This is a genomic window from Mycobacterium colombiense (genome assembly GCF_001665835.1).
In the GTDB taxonomy this organism is placed as follows: domain Bacteria; phylum Actinomycetota; class Actinomycetes; order Mycobacteriales; family Mycobacteriaceae; genus Mycobacterium; species Mycobacterium colombiense_A.
The window spans coordinates 1-16,082 of the sequence record NZ_LZSX01000097.1 but is presented as its reverse complement, the minus strand read 5'-3'; the positions used below and the strand labels follow the sequence as shown (position 1 = coordinate 16,082).

General features: G+C 67.3%; 12 protein-coding genes and 2 pseudogenes. 5 read left to right on the top strand and 9 right to left on the bottom strand.

Features of this window, described 5'->3' with window-relative positions; all coding sequences use genetic code 11:
• Nucleotides 1–101 precede the first annotated feature (101 nt).
• The 3 genes and pseudogenes from A5760_RS23845 to A5760_RS23835 form a co-directional block, all read left to right on the top strand.
• A pseudogene (locus tag A5760_RS23845) lies at nucleotides 102–3,578 on the top strand (multifunctional oxoglutarate decarboxylase/oxoglutarate dehydrogenase thiamine pyrophosphate-binding subunit/dihydrolipoyllysine-residue succinyltransferase subunit); the annotation flags it as partial.
• A gap of 217 nt (nucleotides 3,579–3,795) precedes the next feature.
• Nucleotides 3,796–4,623: an SDR family NAD(P)-dependent oxidoreductase gene (locus tag A5760_RS23840; RefSeq protein ID WP_064885421.1), complete on the top strand. Its 828-nt coding sequence runs from the start codon at nucleotides 3,796–3,798 to the stop codon at nucleotides 4,621–4,623.
• A 94-nt stretch (nucleotides 4,624–4,717) separates the two neighbouring features.
• Nucleotides 4,718–5,569, top strand: a complete 852-nt coding sequence (locus A5760_RS23835) for an SDR family NAD(P)-dependent oxidoreductase (RefSeq protein ID WP_064885419.1) — start codon at nucleotides 4,718–4,720, stop codon at nucleotides 5,567–5,569.
• 60 nt (nucleotides 5,570–5,629) lie between these two features.
• Here A5760_RS23835 and A5760_RS23830 read toward each other — a convergent pair whose 3' ends face one another.
• The 3 genes from A5760_RS23830 to A5760_RS23820 form a co-directional block, all read right to left on the bottom strand.
• Nucleotides 5,630–6,499: a glycine betaine ABC transporter substrate-binding protein gene (locus A5760_RS23830; RefSeq protein ID WP_064885417.1), complete on the bottom strand. Its 870-nt coding sequence runs from the start codon at nucleotides 6,497–6,499 to the stop codon at nucleotides 5,630–5,632.
• The gene (locus A5760_RS23825; protein WP_064885415.1) at nucleotides 6,496–7,704 is read right to left on the bottom strand and encodes an NAD(P)-dependent malic enzyme; all 1,209 of its coding nucleotides are present in this window, start codon (nucleotides 7,702–7,704) and stop codon (nucleotides 6,496–6,498) included. Before A5760_RS23825 ends, A5760_RS23830 begins: the two co-directional genes overlap by 4 nt.
• Nucleotides 7,705–7,788: 84 nt before the next feature.
• Nucleotides 7,789–8,778 (bottom strand): malate dehydrogenase, encoded by a 990-nt coding sequence (locus A5760_RS23820; protein WP_064885413.1) that lies wholly within the window; start codon nucleotides 8,776–8,778, stop codon nucleotides 7,789–7,791.
• A gap of 189 nt (nucleotides 8,779–8,967) precedes the next feature.
• On the opposite strand from A5760_RS23820, the gene corA reads away from it, so the two are divergent.
• Nucleotides 8,968–10,068: a magnesium/cobalt transporter CorA gene (gene corA / locus A5760_RS23815; RefSeq protein ID WP_064885425.1), complete on the top strand. Its 1,101-nt coding sequence runs from the start codon at nucleotides 8,968–8,970 to the stop codon at nucleotides 10,066–10,068.
• A gap of 7 nt (nucleotides 10,069–10,075) precedes the next feature.
• On the opposite strand, the gene A5760_RS23810 is transcribed toward corA, so the two are convergent.
• The 6 genes from A5760_RS23810 to A5760_RS23785 are packed head-to-tail and all read right to left on the bottom strand — an operon-like array spanning nucleotide 10,076 to nucleotide 15,572.
• Nucleotides 10,076–10,663 carry a suppressor of fused domain protein gene (locus tag A5760_RS23810; RefSeq protein WP_064885411.1) on the bottom strand — a complete coding sequence of 196 codons (588 nt, stop codon included), beginning with the start codon at nucleotides 10,661–10,663 and terminating at the stop codon, nucleotides 10,076–10,078.
• Entirely contained in the window at nucleotides 10,660–11,838 is a 1,179-nt protein-coding gene (locus tag A5760_RS23805; protein ID WP_064885409.1) for an ABC transporter ATP-binding protein, read from the bottom strand. The genes A5760_RS23810 and A5760_RS23805 overlap by 4 nt, the downstream gene beginning before the upstream one ends.
• A gap of 4 nt (nucleotides 11,839–11,842) precedes the next feature.
• On the bottom strand, nucleotides 11,843–12,694 hold the full coding sequence (locus tag A5760_RS23800) for a carbohydrate ABC transporter permease (protein ID WP_064885407.1): 852 nt from the start codon (nucleotides 12,692–12,694) through the stop codon (nucleotides 11,843–11,845).
• Complete coding sequence (locus A5760_RS23795; protein WP_064885423.1) at nucleotides 12,684–13,571, bottom strand: carbohydrate ABC transporter permease; 888 nt, start codon at nucleotides 13,569–13,571, stop codon at nucleotides 12,684–12,686. The genes A5760_RS23800 and A5760_RS23795 overlap by 11 nt, the downstream gene beginning before the upstream one ends.
• Before the next feature lie 44 nt (nucleotides 13,572–13,615).
• On the bottom strand, nucleotides 13,616–15,028 hold the full coding sequence (locus tag A5760_RS23790; RefSeq protein ID WP_064885405.1) for an extracellular solute-binding protein: 1,413 nt from the start codon (nucleotides 15,026–15,028) through the stop codon (nucleotides 13,616–13,618).
• Between the two features lie 22 nt (nucleotides 15,029–15,050).
• On the bottom strand, nucleotides 15,051–15,572 hold the full coding sequence (locus A5760_RS23785; RefSeq protein WP_064885403.1) for a general stress protein: 522 nt from the start codon (nucleotides 15,570–15,572) through the stop codon (nucleotides 15,051–15,053).
• Between the two features lie 228 nt (nucleotides 15,573–15,800).
• On the opposite strand from A5760_RS23785, the pseudogene A5760_RS26420 reads away from it, so the two are divergent.
• Nucleotides 15,801–16,082: pseudogene (locus A5760_RS26420) on the top strand (hypothetical protein); the annotation flags it as partial.

Here is a 16,082-nt window from a genome sequence, read left to right as displayed (position 1 = left end):
ACCCCCCCCCCCCCCCCCTTTTTTTTTTCACGCAGAACACGGCATACGCGATTAGCTGCAGTCTCGTGGGCTCGGAGATGTGTATAAGAGACAGCGCCAAGCCCGCAGCCCCCGCCAGCACCGCCGCCGGCAATGGGGTCGCGGCGCGGCCGGCCAAAGCCCCCACTCCCCCGCCGGCGGAAGGCGACGAGCTGCAGACGCTGCGCGGCGCCGCGGCGGCCGTCGTGAAGAACATGTCGGCATCGCTGGACGTACCGACGGCGACCAGCGTCCGCGCCGTCCCGGCCAAGCTGATGATCGACAACCGGATCGTCATCAACAACCAGCTCAAGCGCACCCGCGGCGGCAAGATCTCGTTCACCCACCTGCTGGGCTACGCGCTGGTGCAGGCGATCAAGAAGTTCCCGAACATGAATCGGCACTACGCCGAGGTCGACGGCAAGCCGACCGCGGTGACGCCGGCGCACACCAACCTCGGCCTGGCGATCGACCTGCAGGGCAAGGACGGCAAGCGTTCCCTGGTGGTCGCCGCGATCAAGGGCTGCGAAACCATGCGCTTCGCGCAGTTCGTCACCGCCTACGAAGACATCGTGCGACGCGCCCGCGACGGCAAACTGACCGCCGAAGACTTTGCGGGCGTGACCATTTCGCTGACCAACCCGGGCACCATCGGCACCGTGCACTCGGTGCCGCGGCTGATGAACGGCCAGGGCGCCATCATCGGTGTCGGCGCCATGGAATACCCCGCGGAGTTCCAGGGCGCCAGCGAGGAACGCATCGCCGAGCTGGGAATCGGCAAGCTGATCACGCTGACCTCCACCTACGACCACCGCATCATCCAGGGCGCGGAGTCCGGCGACTTCTTGCGCACCATCCACGAGATGCTGCTGTCGGACGCCTTCTGGGACGAGATCTTCCGCGAGCTGGGCAACCCGTACCTGCCGGTGCGCTGGAGCACCGACAACCCGGACTCGATCGTCGACAAGAACGCCCGGGTGATGGAGTTGATTGCGGCCTACCGCAGTCGCGGTCACCTGATGGCCGACATCGATCCGCTGCGGTTGGACGGCAGCCGGTTCCGCAGCCACCCCGATCTCGAGATTCTCAACCACGGCCTGACGCTGTGGGACCTGGACCGGGTGTTCAAAGTCAACGGCTTCGCCGGGAGCGAGTACAAGAAGCTGCGCGACGTGCTGGGCCTGCTGCGCGATGCCTACTGTCGCCACATCGGCGTGGAGTACACCCACATTCTCGAACCGTCGCAACAGGAATGGCTGCAGCAGCGCGTCGAGACCAAGCACGTCAAACCGACGGTGGCCGAGCAGAAGTTCATCCTGAGCAAGCTGAACGCGGCCGAGGCCTTCGAAACCTTCTTGCAGACCAAATACGTTGGCCAGAAACGATTTTCACTGGAAGGCGCGGAAAGCATCATTCCGATGATGGACGCGGCGATCGATCAGTGCGCCGAGCACGGGCTCGACGAGGTGGTCATCGGGATGCCGCACCGCGGCCGGCTCAACGTGCTGGCCAACATCGTCGGCAAGCCGTACTCGCAGATCTTCAGCGAGTTCGAGGGCAACCTCAACCCCGCGCAGGCGCACGGCTCCGGTGACGTCAAATATCACCTGGGCGCCACCGGCGTGTACCTACAGATGTTCGGCGACAACGACATTCAGGTGTCGCTGACCGCCAACCCGTCGCACCTGGAGGCCGTCGACCCGGTGCTGGAGGGCCTGGTGCGGGCCAAGCAGGACCTGCTGGACCACGGCGCCGAAGACCAAGGGGACGAGAAGGCCTTCTCGGTGGTGCCGATGATGCTGCACGGCGACGCCGCGTTCGCCGGTCAGGGCGTGGTCGCCGAAACCCTGAACATGACCCACCTGCCCGGTTACCGGGTCGGCGGCACCATTCACATCATCGCCAACAACCAGATCGGCTTCACCACCGCGCCGGAGTACTCGCGCTCCAGCGAGTACTGCACCGACGTCGCGAAGATGATCGGGGCGCCGATCTTCCACGTCAACGGCGACGACCCGGAGGCGTGCGCGTGGGTGGCCAAGCTGGCCGTCGACTTCCGGCAGGAGTTCAAGAAGGACGTCGTCATCGACATGCTGTGCTACCGCAAGCGCGGGCACAACGAGGGCGACGACCCGTCGATGACCAACCCCGCGATGTACGACGTCGTCGACATCAAGCGCGGCGTCCGCAAGAGCTACACCGAAGCCCTGATCGGCCGCGGCGACATCTCGATGAAAGAGGCCGAGGACGCGCTGCGCGACTACCAGGGCCAGCTGGAACGGGTGTTCAACGAGGTCCGCGAGCTGGAGAAACACGGCGCGCTACCGAGCGAATCGGTCGAGGCCGACCAGATGCTGCCGGCCGGCCTGGCCACCGCGGTGGACAAGGCGCTGCTGGCCCGAATCGGCGACGCGTTCCTGGCGACCCCGGACGGCTTCACCGCGCACCCGCGGGTGCAGCCGGTGCTGGAGAAACGCCGCGAGATGGCCTACGAGGGCAAGATCGACTGGGCCTTCGGCGAGCTGCTGGCGCTGGGCTCGCTGGTAGCCGAGGGCAAGCTGGTGCGCCTGTCGGGTCAGGACACCAAGCGCGGCACCTTCTCCCAGCGGCACTCGGTGATCATCGACCGCAACACCGGCGAAGAGTTCACGCCGCTGCAACTGCTGACGGTGAACGCCGACGGCACCCGCACCGGCGGCAAGTTCCTGGTCTACGACTCGCCGCTGTCGGAGTACGCCGCCGTCGGCTTCGAGTACGGCTACACGGTGGGCAACCCGGACGCCCTGGTGCTGTGGGAGGCGCAGTTCGGGGACTTCGTCAACGGCGCGCAGTCGATCATCGACGAGTTCATCAGTTCCGGTGAGGCCAAGTGGGGCCAGCTGTCCAACGTCGTGCTGCTGCTGCCGCACGGCCACGAGGGCCAGGGCCCCGACCACACGTCGGCCCGCATCGAGCGCTTCCTGCAGCTGTGGGCGGAGGGCTCGATGACGATCGCAGTGCCCTCGACGCCGTCCAACTACTTCCACCTGTTGCGGCGCCACGCCCTCGACGGTGTGCAGCGGCCGCTGATCGTGTTCACGCCGAAATCGATGCTGCGCAACAAGGCGGCGGTCAGCGACGTCCGCGACTTCACCGAGATCAAGTTCCGCTCGGTGCTCGAAGAGCCGACCTACGAGGACGGCATCGGCGACCGCAGCAAGGTCACCCGGGTCCTGCTGACCAGCGGCAAGCTCTACTACGAGCTGGCGGCCCGCAAGGCCAAGGACAACCGCGAAGACGTGGCGGTCGTGCGGATAGAGCAACTCGCCCCGCTGCCGAAGCGCCGGCTGGGCGAGACGCTGGACCGCTACCCGAATGCCAACCAGTACTTCTGGGTGCAGGAGGAACCGGCCAACCAGGGTGCATGGCCGCGGTTCGGGCTCGAACTGCCCGAGCTGCTGCCCGACAAGCTGACCGGGATCAAGCGGATCTCGCGGCGGGCGATGTCGGCCCCGTCGTCCGGCTCGTCGAAGGTGCACGCCGTCGAGCAGCAGGAGATCATCGACACAGCCTTCGCCTGACCGGCGACGGCGAGCGCCGCAACGGCGCGAGTGAGGAGCCGGTCAATCGGGGGCTAGACCGGCGACGGCGAGCGCCGCAACGGCGCGAGTGAGGAGCCGGTCAATCGGGGCTAGACCGGCGACGGGGGCTGAGCCGGGGGGTTCTGCGACCCGCGGGTATCAGGGACCGCTGGTACCGGCTAGCCTCGACGCAAACTGCCGATAAGGAAGGGTGCTCATGCAAGGGTTCGCCGGCAAGGTCGCGGTGGTGACGGGCGCGGGTTCGGGTATCGGGCAGGCGCTGGCCGTGGAATTGGCCCGCTCGGGCGCAAAGGTGGCCATCAGCGACGTCGACCTCGAGGGCCTGGCCCACACCGAGGAACAACTGAAGGCCATCGGCGCGTCGTTCAAATCCGATCGGCTCGACGTCACCGAGCGCGAGGCCTTCCTGGCCTACGCCGACGCCGTCAAGGAGCACTTCGGCAAGGTCAACCAGATCTACAACAACGCCGGCATCGCCTTCACCGGCGACGTCGAAGTCAGCCAGTTCAAGGACATCGAACGGGTGATGGACGTCGACTTCTGGGGCGTCGTCAACGGCACCAAGGCGTTCCTTCCGCACCTGATCGCCTCCGGCGATGGCCACGTCATCAACGTGTCCAGCGTGTTCGGGCTGTTCTCGGTGCCCGGGCAGGCGGCCTACAACGCGGCCAAGTTCGCCGTGCGCGGCTTCACCGAGGCGCTGCGGCAGGAGATGGGGGCGGCCGGCCACCCCGTGGCGGTCACGACGGTGCACCCCGGTGGCATCAAGACCGCCATCGCGCGCAACGCCACCGCCGCCGAGGGTCTCGACCCCGAACAACTCGCCAAGCTGTTCGACAAGCGGCTCGCCAGGACCAGCCCGCAACGCGCCGCCCAGATCATCCTGGACGCGGTACGCAAGAAGAAGGCCCGGGTCCTGGTCGGGACGGATGCCAAACTTCTGGACGTGATGGTGCGGGTGGCGGGCCCGTATTACCAACAGCTCTTCGGGCCGGTGATGGGCCGGTTGCTGCCCAAGCAGTGAATCAGCGTCGCCGATTCACGATTTCGCACTGCTGTAGCCGAAGTCGCTGGTAACGATTAGCGTCAAGCCGTCAATCCGCACGAGGGAGTGATGCATGGATACGTTCGCCGGCAAGGTCGCCGTCGTCACCGGCGCCGGTTCGGGCATCGGCCAGGCACTGGCGGTCGAGCTGGCCGGGGCGGGTGCCAAGGTGGCCATCAGCGACGTCGACACCGCGGGGCTGGCGCAGACCGCCGAACAGCTGACGGCGATCGGCGCGGCGTTCAAGTCCGATCGGCTCGACGTCACCGAGCGCGAGGCCTTCCTGGCTTACGCCGACGCGGTGAACGAGCGCTTCGGCAAGGTCAACCAGATCTACAACAACGCCGGCATCACGTTCATCGGATCCATCGAGGACAGCCGGTTCAAGGACATCGAGCGGGTCGTCGACGTCGACTATTGGGGCGTCGTCAACGGCACCAAGGCATTCCTGCCGCACCTGATCGCCTCCGGCGACGGCCACGTCATCAACATCTCGAGCGCGCTCGGCCTGTTCTCGGCGCCCGGCCAGGCCGCATACGTCGCCGCCAAGTTCGCCGTCCGGGGATTCACCGAGGCGCTGCATCAGGAGATGGCCCGCGCCGGTCATCCGGTGGCCGTGACGACGGTCCACCCGGGCGGCATCAAGACCGCATTCGCCCGCAATGCGACCGGCGTCGAGGGACTCGACCATGCCGAGCTGGCCAGCCTGTTCGAGGAGCAACAGGCCAAGACCACCCCGCAGCGAGCCGCGCAGTTGATCCTCGACGGCGTGCGCAAGAACAAGCGCCGGGTCCTGGTCGGTCCCGACGTCAAGGCGATGGATCTGGTCGTGCGGCTGACGGGTTCGAGACCGGAACTGCTATTGGGTGGTCCCATCATGGGCCGACTTCAGCAAACCGTGCACCGGCTGATGCCGAAGCGCTGACCCGGTCGATGAGCGCGTGGATACGCGCGAAAAAGGACCGGGGCACGTCAGTCCCGAGCGTCACCGGCCGAGCGGATGCTCGGCCAGCCAGCCCCCCGCCACCGCCTGCGGGTCGGCGCCGGCGGCAACCTGCCGCCGCATCTCGACCAGGGCCGCGGTGTCCAGCACGCCGGCGACTTCGTTGATCGCCAGCAACTGCCGCTCGCTGAGCGCGTTGCGGCGGTAGAGCGGCACCACGTTCTCGGCGCGGATCAGTGCGGGCTTGCCGTCGGCCAGCGCGACCAGGTCGCCGGGGGCGTCGGGGTCGGTGGTGGTCGTCCACCCGGCGGTCAGCTGCCCGGCCCGAATCGCAGCGAACATCGTTGCGCCATCGGGGAATTCGCGTGGCGCGGAAAGCCGGCAGGTCCCGACCGTCGACGGCTCCCGATGCACTGCGACGGCCCCGACGACGAGGCCCTCGCAGTGCTTGGGCAGCGTGCTCAAGTCGGCACTGACATCGCTGCCACCCCACGCCTTGGCGGTGGGCCGACTCACCAGCAACACGGGCTTGTCCTCGGCGGCCGTCGTGTAGTCGCCCGCGACGACGCCCTCGGGCAGCGCGGCGATCATCGCGCGGTAGACGTCTTTGTCCGACATCGCCGTCGCACCGGGCTGCAGGGCCTGCAACGTGCGGCCGGTGAACGCGGGAACGACGGTGAATGCGCCGGAATCCAATTGCGGCTTCGGCTCGGCCGCGGTCGCGGCCCGCGCGCCGAACCCGTAGGACCGCAGCGCGGCGACATACACGCCGGCCAGCAGCGCCGAATCGGCGTCAGGCCGGGATCCGACCACCACCTCGGCACGGGCCCGATGATCGCCGGTATCGGTCGCGCAACCGGCGACGGTCAGTGCGGCGGCGAGCAGCGGCACCGCCAGCCTGCCGATTCTCACCCCCCGGCGACGGAAGCGTCCGACGCTTCGGTGGCCAGCGCGACCGCCGTAGCGACCGCTGCCCCGACCCGGGTGTCCAGCGGGCTGGGGACGATCCGGTCGAGGGCGAGGTCGTCGCTGACGACGGAGAAGATCGCCTCGGCCGCCGCGACCATCATCTTTTCGGTGATCCGGCGCGCGCCGGCTTCCAGCGCACCGCGGAACACCCCGGGGAAGGCCAGCACGTTGTTGATCTGATTCGGGAAATCGCTACGGCCGGTGGCCACCACCGCGGCGTACTTGGCCGCAATCTGCGGGTGGATCTCCGGATCGGGGTTGGACAGCGCGAACACGATCCCGTTGGGCGCCATGGTTTCGATCATTTCTTCGGGAACCACGCCACCCGACAGCCCCAGGAACACGTCGGCGCCCCGAATGGCTTCGGCCAGGCTGCCGGTCAGGCCGGTGGGGTTGGTGCGCTGCGCCAGAGCCACCTTGACGTCGTTCATGTCGTCGCGACCAGTGTGCAGGATCCCGCGCGAGTCGAGCACGGTGATATCCGAAACACCCATCACCATAAGGAGATTGGTGCACGCGATACCGGCCGCACCGGCTCCGGACGCCACCACCTTGAGGGAGGCCATGTCGCGGCCGAGCGCCTTGCTGGCACCCATGAGCGCGGCCAGCACCACGATCGCCGTGCCGTGCTGGTCGTCGTGCATCACCGGGCAGTCCAGCGCCTCGATGAGACGACGCTCGATCTCGAAGCAGCGCGGCGCCGAGATGTCCTCGAGGTTCACGGCGCCGAACGTCGGGCGCAGGCGCACCAGCGTTTCGACGATCTCGTCGGGATCCTTGGTGTCCAGCACGATCGGGATGGCGTTCAGCCCGCCGTATGCCTGAAACAGCGCGCACTTGCCTTCCATGACCGGCAGCGACGCCGCAGGCCCGATGTCGCCGAGACCCAGCACCGCACTGCCGTCGCTGACCACCGCCACCAGCCGGTTCGCCCAGGTGTAGCGGGCCGCCTGGGCGCGGTCGGCGGCGATCGCCCGGCTGACCTGTGCCACACCGGGCGTGTAGGCGATCGACAAAGCGCGCTGGGTGTCCAGCGGGGACGTCAGGCCTACGGAAAGCTTGCCGCCTACGTGTGCCTCGAAGATCTCCGCGTCGGTGATCACGCCCTGCTCGGCATTCGTCTGTATCGATTCAAGCAATTCGGACACGCGCTTCAGGGTACTGACTACCCATTAGTAGGCCTAATTGGTGAAGTGGCTCTCAGTGCGGATCCGGTGCGCCGCCGATCGCCGCTAGATCAGCTTGAGTTCCGTGACGGCGGCGCGCTCGTCGACCAGCTCGGCGGTGGTCTTGTCGATGCGGCCGCGGGAGAACTCGTCGATCTCCAGCCCCTGCACGATCGACCAGTTGCCGTCCTTGGTGGTCACCGGGAACGACGACACGATGCCCTCGGGCACGCCGTAGGAGCCGTCGGAGTAGACCGCCATCGACACCCAGTCGCCGTCCGGGCTGCCCAGCAGCCAGGAGCGGGCGGCGTCGACGGTGGCCGACGCGGCCGAGGCGGCCGAGGAGGCGCCGCGCGCGTCGATGATCGCCGCACCGCGCTTGGCGACCGTCGGGATGAAGTCGTTCTCGATCCAGTTCTGGTCGTTGACCACCTCGGCGGCGTTCTTGCCGCCAACCTCGGCGTGGAAGATGTCGGGGTACTGGGTGGCCGAGTGGTTGCCCCAGATCGTCATCTTCTTGATGTCGGTGACCTTGGCGCCGGTCTTCTGGGCCAGCTGCGAGATCGCCCGGTTGTGGTCCAGGCGGGTCAGCGCGGAGAACCGCTCCTTGGGGATGTCGGGGGCGTTGCTCAGCGCGATCAGCGCGTTGGTGTTGGCCGGGTTGCCGGTCACGCCGATGCGGACGTCGTCGGCGGCAACGGAGTTGAGCGCCTTGCCCTGCGCGGTGAAGATCGCGCCGTTGGCCTCCAGCAGGTCGCTGCGCTCCATGCCCGGGCCACGCGGCCGCGCGCCGACCAGCAGCGCCAGGTTCACGCCGTCGAAGATCTTGTTCGCGTCCGCGCCGATCTGGACGCCGGACAGCAACGGGAACGCGCAGTCGTCCAGCTCCATCACGACGCCCTCGAGCGCCTTGAGCGCGGGCTCGATCTCCAGGAGACGTAGTTCGATCGGGCGGTCGGGGCCCAGCAGCGAGCCACTCGCCAGGCGGAACAACAGGCTGTAGCCGATCTGGCCGGCGGCGCCGGTGACGGCGACCTTGAGAGGACTTGCGCTCACGTCGATTTACTCCTTGTGGAGATGTTCGTGCAGATTCGGGTTCGGCTCGAAACTAGCGCACTCTTCTCGACCGCCGATCCCCGGTCCGCTACCAGGGCTTTCCCGCCACCTGATCGTCGCGCTACGAACAGCCGGGACGCGTACCATGGAGCACCGCCTGGTCGGACCTGCGCACGGTGGGAGGTGGATGTGTTCCAAGGATTTGACGCATTGCCCGAAGCGCTTCGGCCCCTCGCGCACGAACCGCGTCCCAAGCCGAGCCCGGCCCCCGAGGCGCCCAAGGAGACGCTGGTCGACTGCGCCGTCTACTCCGACGGCCACCGGTTGCCCGGCAAACTCGGCTACGCGGCAGCCCTGGCCAAAGTGCGTGAGATCGAAACGCTGGGGCACGACGGCTTCGTCTGGGTCGGCTTGCGCGAACCCAGCCAGTCCGAGATGCAGGAAGTGGCCGACGTGTTCGGGCTACACCCGCTGGCCGTTGAAGACGCGGTGTGCGCCCACCAGCGGCCCAAGGTGGAGCGCTACGACGACACCCTGTTCCTGGTCCTCAAGACCGTCAACTACGTGCCCCACGAATCGGTTGTGCTGGCCCGCGAGATCGTCGAGACCGGCGAGATCATGGTCTTCGTCGGTAAGGATTTCGTGGTCACGGTCCGCCACGGCGAACACGGCGGACTGGCCGACGTGCGCAAGCGGATGGATGGCGACCCCGAGCAGATGCGGTTGGGCCCCTACGCGGTGATGCACGCGATCGCCGACCATGTGGTGGACCACTACCTCGAGGTGAGCAGCCTGATGCTGTCCGACATCGACAGCATCGAGGGGCTGGCGTTCGCCCCCGGCAGCAAGATCGACGTCGAGCCGATCTACCTGCTCAAGCGCGAGGTGGTCGAACTGCGCCGGTGCGTCAACCCGCTGTCGGGCGCGTTCCATCGCATCCAGATGGACAACAAGGACGTGATCTCCAAAGAGGTGCGGCGCTATCTGCGCGACGTCGCCGACCACCACTCCGAGGCCGCCGACCAGATCGCCAGCTACGACGACATGCTCAACTCGCTGATCCAGGCGGCACTGGCCCGCGTCGGGATGCAGCAGAACAACGACATGCGCAAGATGGCGGCCTGGGCCGGTATTTTGGCGGTGCCCACCATGGTCGCCGCCATCTACGGGATGAACTTCCATTTCATGCCCGAGCTGGACTGGACGTGGGGATACCCGGGAATCATGGCCCTGATGGTCGTCTCTTGCGTGGGCCTGTACTTCCAGTTCCGGCGCAACAACTGGCTCTAGCGGGGCGTCAACCGGGCTGTGCGGCAGGGCGATTCGGATCCAGCACGTCGACGCCGTCGTTGTCCCAGGCTTGACGCATCGCCTCGGCGCCCTTGAGCCGCACCCACGCAGCTTCGGTGGCGGTGATGGGCGTGGCCAACAGGAACTGCACCGGGTCGCGGGGTGGCTCCAGCGGCAGATCGCCAATCCCGCTGCGGCCCAATAAGACAGCGGTGAACGGCACCCGCGACGACGGGGACGCCCACAGCGGCGAACCGAGGTCCACCAACGCGTCGGCGCACAGCACCACGCCGTCGACGGCCGGCGCCGCCGCCAGGATCGCCAGGCTGCGAGCGATGCCGGATACCGGACCGGGATCGCGCAGTTGCAGCACGACTTCGGCGCGCGGACCACGCACCGGGTCGGCAACGTCCAGCGTCGGTTCGGTCATCGGGTGGCGTGAGCAGCCCAGCGTGACGTAGTGCACCGTCCCATCCGGCTCGCGGAAACGCAGCACCTCGATGGTCTCGGTGCCCAGAAAGGTCACGCTCGCCGCATCGGGCTCGGGGTCGGTGAAGTGAGCCCGCAGATGCGCGCGTACCTGGTCCTGTGTCACGGCGTCCCCGACGGCACGATGGTCAGGTTCGCCCCCGAGTCGGCATCGAAGACCACCAGCTTGCTGGTGTCGAACGCCAGCTCGATCGACTGCCCGATGGCCGCCTTCGATTCGGCGGGAACCCTTGCCACGAACTGATTTTCGTGAGTACCCGACTCGGCGGCCAGCTCGTCCAACTGGGCCGAGTGGGCTGCCCACGCCGCGGTGGAGAAGTACACGTACTTGTCCGCGCCCAGCGACTCGACCAAGTCGACCTTCACCTCGAACGTCAGCGCCCTGATGCGCTGGTAACCGTCGATCAGTGTGGCGTCGGACAGATGCTCGGGTCGCAGACCGACGATGACGTTCGCGGGCGCCGGATGCTGCCCGATCACCTCTTGGACCTCCGACGTCAACATCACCTCACCGAACGGCAGTTTGAGCCCGCCGGGCATCAGCGTGGCCGGGAAGAAATTCATGGCCGGCGAGCCGATGAAGCCGGCGACGAACAGGTTGGCCGGATGCTCGTAGAGCTCGTCGGGGGTGCCGATCTGTTGCGCGACACCGGAATGCATCACCACCACGCGGTCCCCCAGCGTCATGGCCTCGGTCTGGTCGTGGGTGACGTAGACCGTCGTGGTGCCCAGCCGCTTCTGCAGCCTGGCGATCTCACCGCGCATCTGGACCCGCAATTTCGCGTCCAGGTTCGACAGCGGCTCGTCCATCAGAAACGCCTTGGGATGGCGCACGATGGCGCGACCCATCGCCACCCGCTGCCGCTGCCCGCCCGACAACTGCGATGGCTTGCGGTCCAGAAGTTCTGTCAGGTCAAGGGTTTTCGCCGTCGCCTCGACCTTCTGGGCGATCTCGGACTTCTTCATCTTGGCCAGCGTCAGCGGAAAGGCGATGTTCTGCCGCACCGTCATGTGCGGGTACAGAGCATAGGACTGGAACACCATCGCGATGTCGCGGTCTTTGGGCGCCTTCTCATTCACCCGTTCGCCGCCGATGCGCAGTTCGCCGGACGAGATGTCCTCGAGCCCGGCGATCATGTTGAGCGTCGTGGTCTTGCCGCAGCCCGAAGGGCCCACCAGGATCAGGAATTCGCCGTCGGCGATGTTGAGGTTCAGGTCGTGCACGGCCGTCGCGCCGTCGGGGTAACTCTTGCTGACATGGTCCAGCACGATCTCGGCCATCGAGTTATCCCTTCACCGCGCCAGAGGTCAACCCGGCGACGATTCGTCGTTGGAAGATTAAAACAAAAATGATGATGGGGACGGTGATCACGACGGCGCCGGCCGCGATCGAGCCGGTCGGCTCCTCGAACTGGGAACTGCCGCTGAAGTTCACGATCGCCACCGGAGCGGTGATGGCCGCCTTGGTGGCGGTCAGCGTCAGCGCCAGCAGCAGGTCGTTCCAGGCGAAGATGAACACCAGGATCGCCGCCGTCACCACACCGGGGGCCGCCAGCGGCACGATCACCTTGCGGAACGCCTGGGCCGGTGTCGCGCCGTCCATTTTCGCCGCCCTCTCCAGATCCCAAGGAATCTCCCGGAAGAACGCCGACAGCGTGTAGATCGCCAGCGGCAGCGCGAAGGTGATGTACGGCAGGATCAGGCCGGGCCAGGTGTCGAACAAGCCGATGAATCGTTCGATGTTGAACAGCGGCGTCACCAGCGAGATCGCGGGAAACATGGTGATCAGCAGTGTGGTTCCGACCAGCAACCGCTTGCCCGGAAAGTCCAGGCGGGCAATCGCGTACGCGGCCATCGCACCGAGCACCACCGCGATCACGGTGGTGATCAACCCGACCCCGACGGAGTTGATCAGCGCCGAACTGAAGAAGTCACCGCGGAAGATGCCGCGATAGTTGTCGAAGGATATCGACGACGGAATCAGCTTGCCGTCCTTGATCGTTGAGCTCGGCTTCAGCGACAGACTGAAGATCCACAGCACCGGAAGCAGCGCATACACCACCACCAGGGTGTCGATGACGGCCCAGACCGCGGTGCGTCGCGCCCCGGTCGACAGGCCGGCCCCGTTAGCGGCCATCGACGTCACCCCCGGGCGCCGCCGCGCCGAACGCCTTGATGAACAGCAGCGCGATCAGGCCGACGCAGACGAAGATCAGCACGCTGATCGCCGAGCCGAGCCCGACGTTGAAGCCTTTGAACAGGTTGTCGTAGCCCAGCATCGACACCGATCCGGTGTTGTTGGCGCCGTTGGTGATCACGTAGATGTTGTCGAAGATGCGAAACGCATCCAGGGTCCGGAACAACAAGGCGACCACCACCGCGGGCTTGATGATCGGCAGGGTCACTCCGGTCAGCCGGCGCCACGCGCCCGCGCCGTCGACCTGGGCGGCTTTGAGTAGATCCTCGGGTACCAGCGCCAAACCGGCCAGCAACAGCAGCGACATGAACGGCGTGGTCTTCCACACCTCGGCGAGGACGACGATCGCCAGCGACGGGATCTGTTCGGTCAGCGGCGCACTGCCCTGCGGCAGCAGGTTGGCCAGGTAGCCGGTGCCCGGCGTCCACGCGTAATACCAGCTGTACGACGCGGCGACGGTGACGATGCCGTACGGGATCAGCACTGCGGTGCGTACCAGACCCTTGCCGACCAGGGTGCGGTGCATCACCAGCGCCAGCGTCAGGCCCAGCACGAATTCCAGGGACACCGAGACCACCGTGATGCCCAGCGTCACCGCCAGCGCGGTCCACCAATAGCGGTCGGTCAGGATGGTCAGGTAGTTGTCTAGGCCGACGAACGCGGTGTCATTTGGCACGGCAAGGTTGTTGCGCTGCAGGCTCAACCACACGGCGTAGCCGATGGGATATGCCGTCACCGCCAGCATCAGGATCGCGGCCGGCGCGACGAGAAGAAACGCCAATCGTTGTTCGTAGGGCCGCCCGCGCGTCCGTGCCATCACGGAAGACGCTCGCGCGGTGCGGGTTTCGCCGCCGGCGCGCGTCACGGCAGCAGCCCTTTCCCGTCGATCGCCTTCTGCACCTGGGTGCTGAGCTCGTCGGCGGTCCGCTCGGGGTCGATCTGGGCGATCGGGCTCAGCGTCGCGGCGAGCCGGATGGCCACACCCTGATAGACCGGGGTGGCCGGGCGCACCGCGGCTTCGGTGAGCTGCCGGCGGATGATCGTGTACATCGGATACTTGCTCTGGAACTGTGGATCGGAGTACAGCGTGGTGCGCACCGGGGGCAGGCCGCCTTCGATCGAGACGTACTTCTGATGCGCCAGGTTACGCAGGCAGCGAATGGCTTCGAAGGCTTCGGCACGGTGCCGGGTGGTGCTGGCCACCGCCAGGTTGGCCCCGCCGATCGTCACCTTGGCCGGACGGCCCGGTGCCACACCGGGATACGGCGCGAAGCCGAAAACCTGCTGGCTGGCCTGATACGCGATACGGAATTGCTCATCGTTGGGCACGAACGTCCCGGCGTCGTTGATGCTGCCGGCCAGCTTCGGATTCCGGTTGAGCGGCAGGAAGGGCACCCCGCCCTTCACCGCGTTCTCCAGCATGGACGCCAGCGCGTACGGCCAGTTGACCGCGAGCGCCGCCCGTCCCTGTTCGACCGCCAACCGCGCGGTGCTCTCGTCCGTTCGGCTGATCGACGGATCGGCTCCCGGCGCCACGGCCACCGACTTGAGGATGCGCAGCGCGGTGACGGTGGCCGCCCGGTGCGCCGGCGTGTCGGTGAGCGTGACGCGGCGGCCGTCGTCGGAGAGCACCTGGCCACCCCCGCTCACCAGCAGCGTGTTGAACCAGACCACCAGACCTTCGCCCTCGTTGGCCTGCACGCCGATCCAGCTGGGCTGACCCGCGTCGTGCAATCGAGTCGCCTCGGACACCACGGCGTCCCAGGTTCGCGGCGGCTGGGTCACCAAATCGGGCCGATACCAGAGCAATTCGGTGTTCGTGGTGACGGGTGCGCCGTACAGCTTGCCGTGCCAGCGCGCCGTCGACAGCGGGCCCGGCAACGTGTCGACCGTGGCGTCGGCCTCGGCTCGCCCCTCCGGATCGTCGGACAACGGCAACGCCCAGCCGGCCTCGCCGAACTCGGCCGTCCACACCACGTCCAGCGACATCACGTCCAGGGTGCGGTCGCGGCCGGTCAGCCGGCGGGCCAGCTGCAGGCGCTGCTCGCCGGGGGCCCGGGGCAGACTGATCTGCTGAATGACGAAGCGGCCGTTGAATTGCTTCGTGCAGTCCTGGGCCACCGCGGTGAATGTCGCACCGTCGGCGGCCGTCGTGTAGAAGCTGATGACCAGGCCGTGGCTCCCGGACGCGCACGCCGATACCGCCGCGGCGGTGATCGCCGTCGCCAGCGCGATTGCGCCCATCCGGCGCACGCGCCCGCGACGACTCACCACTAATTCACGCCTCTCGCGCGCCTCAGATCGCTAAGCGCGCCAACAGGTCCCGCGCCTTTTCTGCGTTTTGTGGATCACAAAGGACGTCGTAGCGCCCGGCTACCAGTTGCATGGTCGAGCTGAAATCCCTTGTGCCACGGGCCATCGAGTAGGGAACAGCGGACGTGATCAGTCCGAAGAAGACGCCGGCGACCAAACCCGTGACCAGCGCCCCCCACGGGTTCGGACTGAAGAAGCCCAGCACCAGCCCGATGAACAACCCCAGCCACGCCCCGCTCAGCACGCCGCCGCCCAGCACCTTGGGCCACGTCAGCCTGCCGGTGACCCGCTCCACCTGCATCAGGTCGACACCGACGATGGTCACCTGCTGCACCGGGAACTGCTGATCAGACAGATAGTCGACGGCGCGCTGCGCCTCGGCGTAGGTGGGATAGGACCCGACCGGCCAGCCCCGCGGCGGCGTCGGCAGCCCCGGCCCGCGGCGACCCGCCGCACCCGGAGGCGTGGCACCGGGAACCTGCCCTGGCTGGAAAGGATTACTCATCGCCGCTCATTGTCCTCCGCCTCGGCCGTCGTTTCATCTCAGGGCCTCCCCACCCTATCCATCGACCTTCCGTTACCTGCGAAAACACGGTTCGTCCGGCGACGTGGACCCCGTCCCGGGGCCACGACGAGCCGGGGTTTCGCTCGGGATGCGCCCGGATCCGCCGCGGCGTCCTCGGGTGCCCGGCGGCGATTCGCGGCGGCACCCAGCACCTGCTCATGAGCTAGGTTGAACACCATGACAGCTCCCGGAGACGGCTTCGGCGAGGGCGGCCACCACGAGAAGGCCGAGCCGCCCGCCGCGGGCGGCGGGGCCGCCGACCAGCCGGACGCGACCGCGCCCTGGGAGCCGCCCGCACCCTGGGAGCCGCCCGCCGCACCGCCGCCCCCCGAATCGGCGCCGCCGTATCCCCCGCCGGGTCCCGACTACGCGTCCGGGTACCCGCCGCCTTATCCACCGCCACCGCCCGTCGGTCCCCCGCCCGGATACGAGCTGTCTCTTATACACATC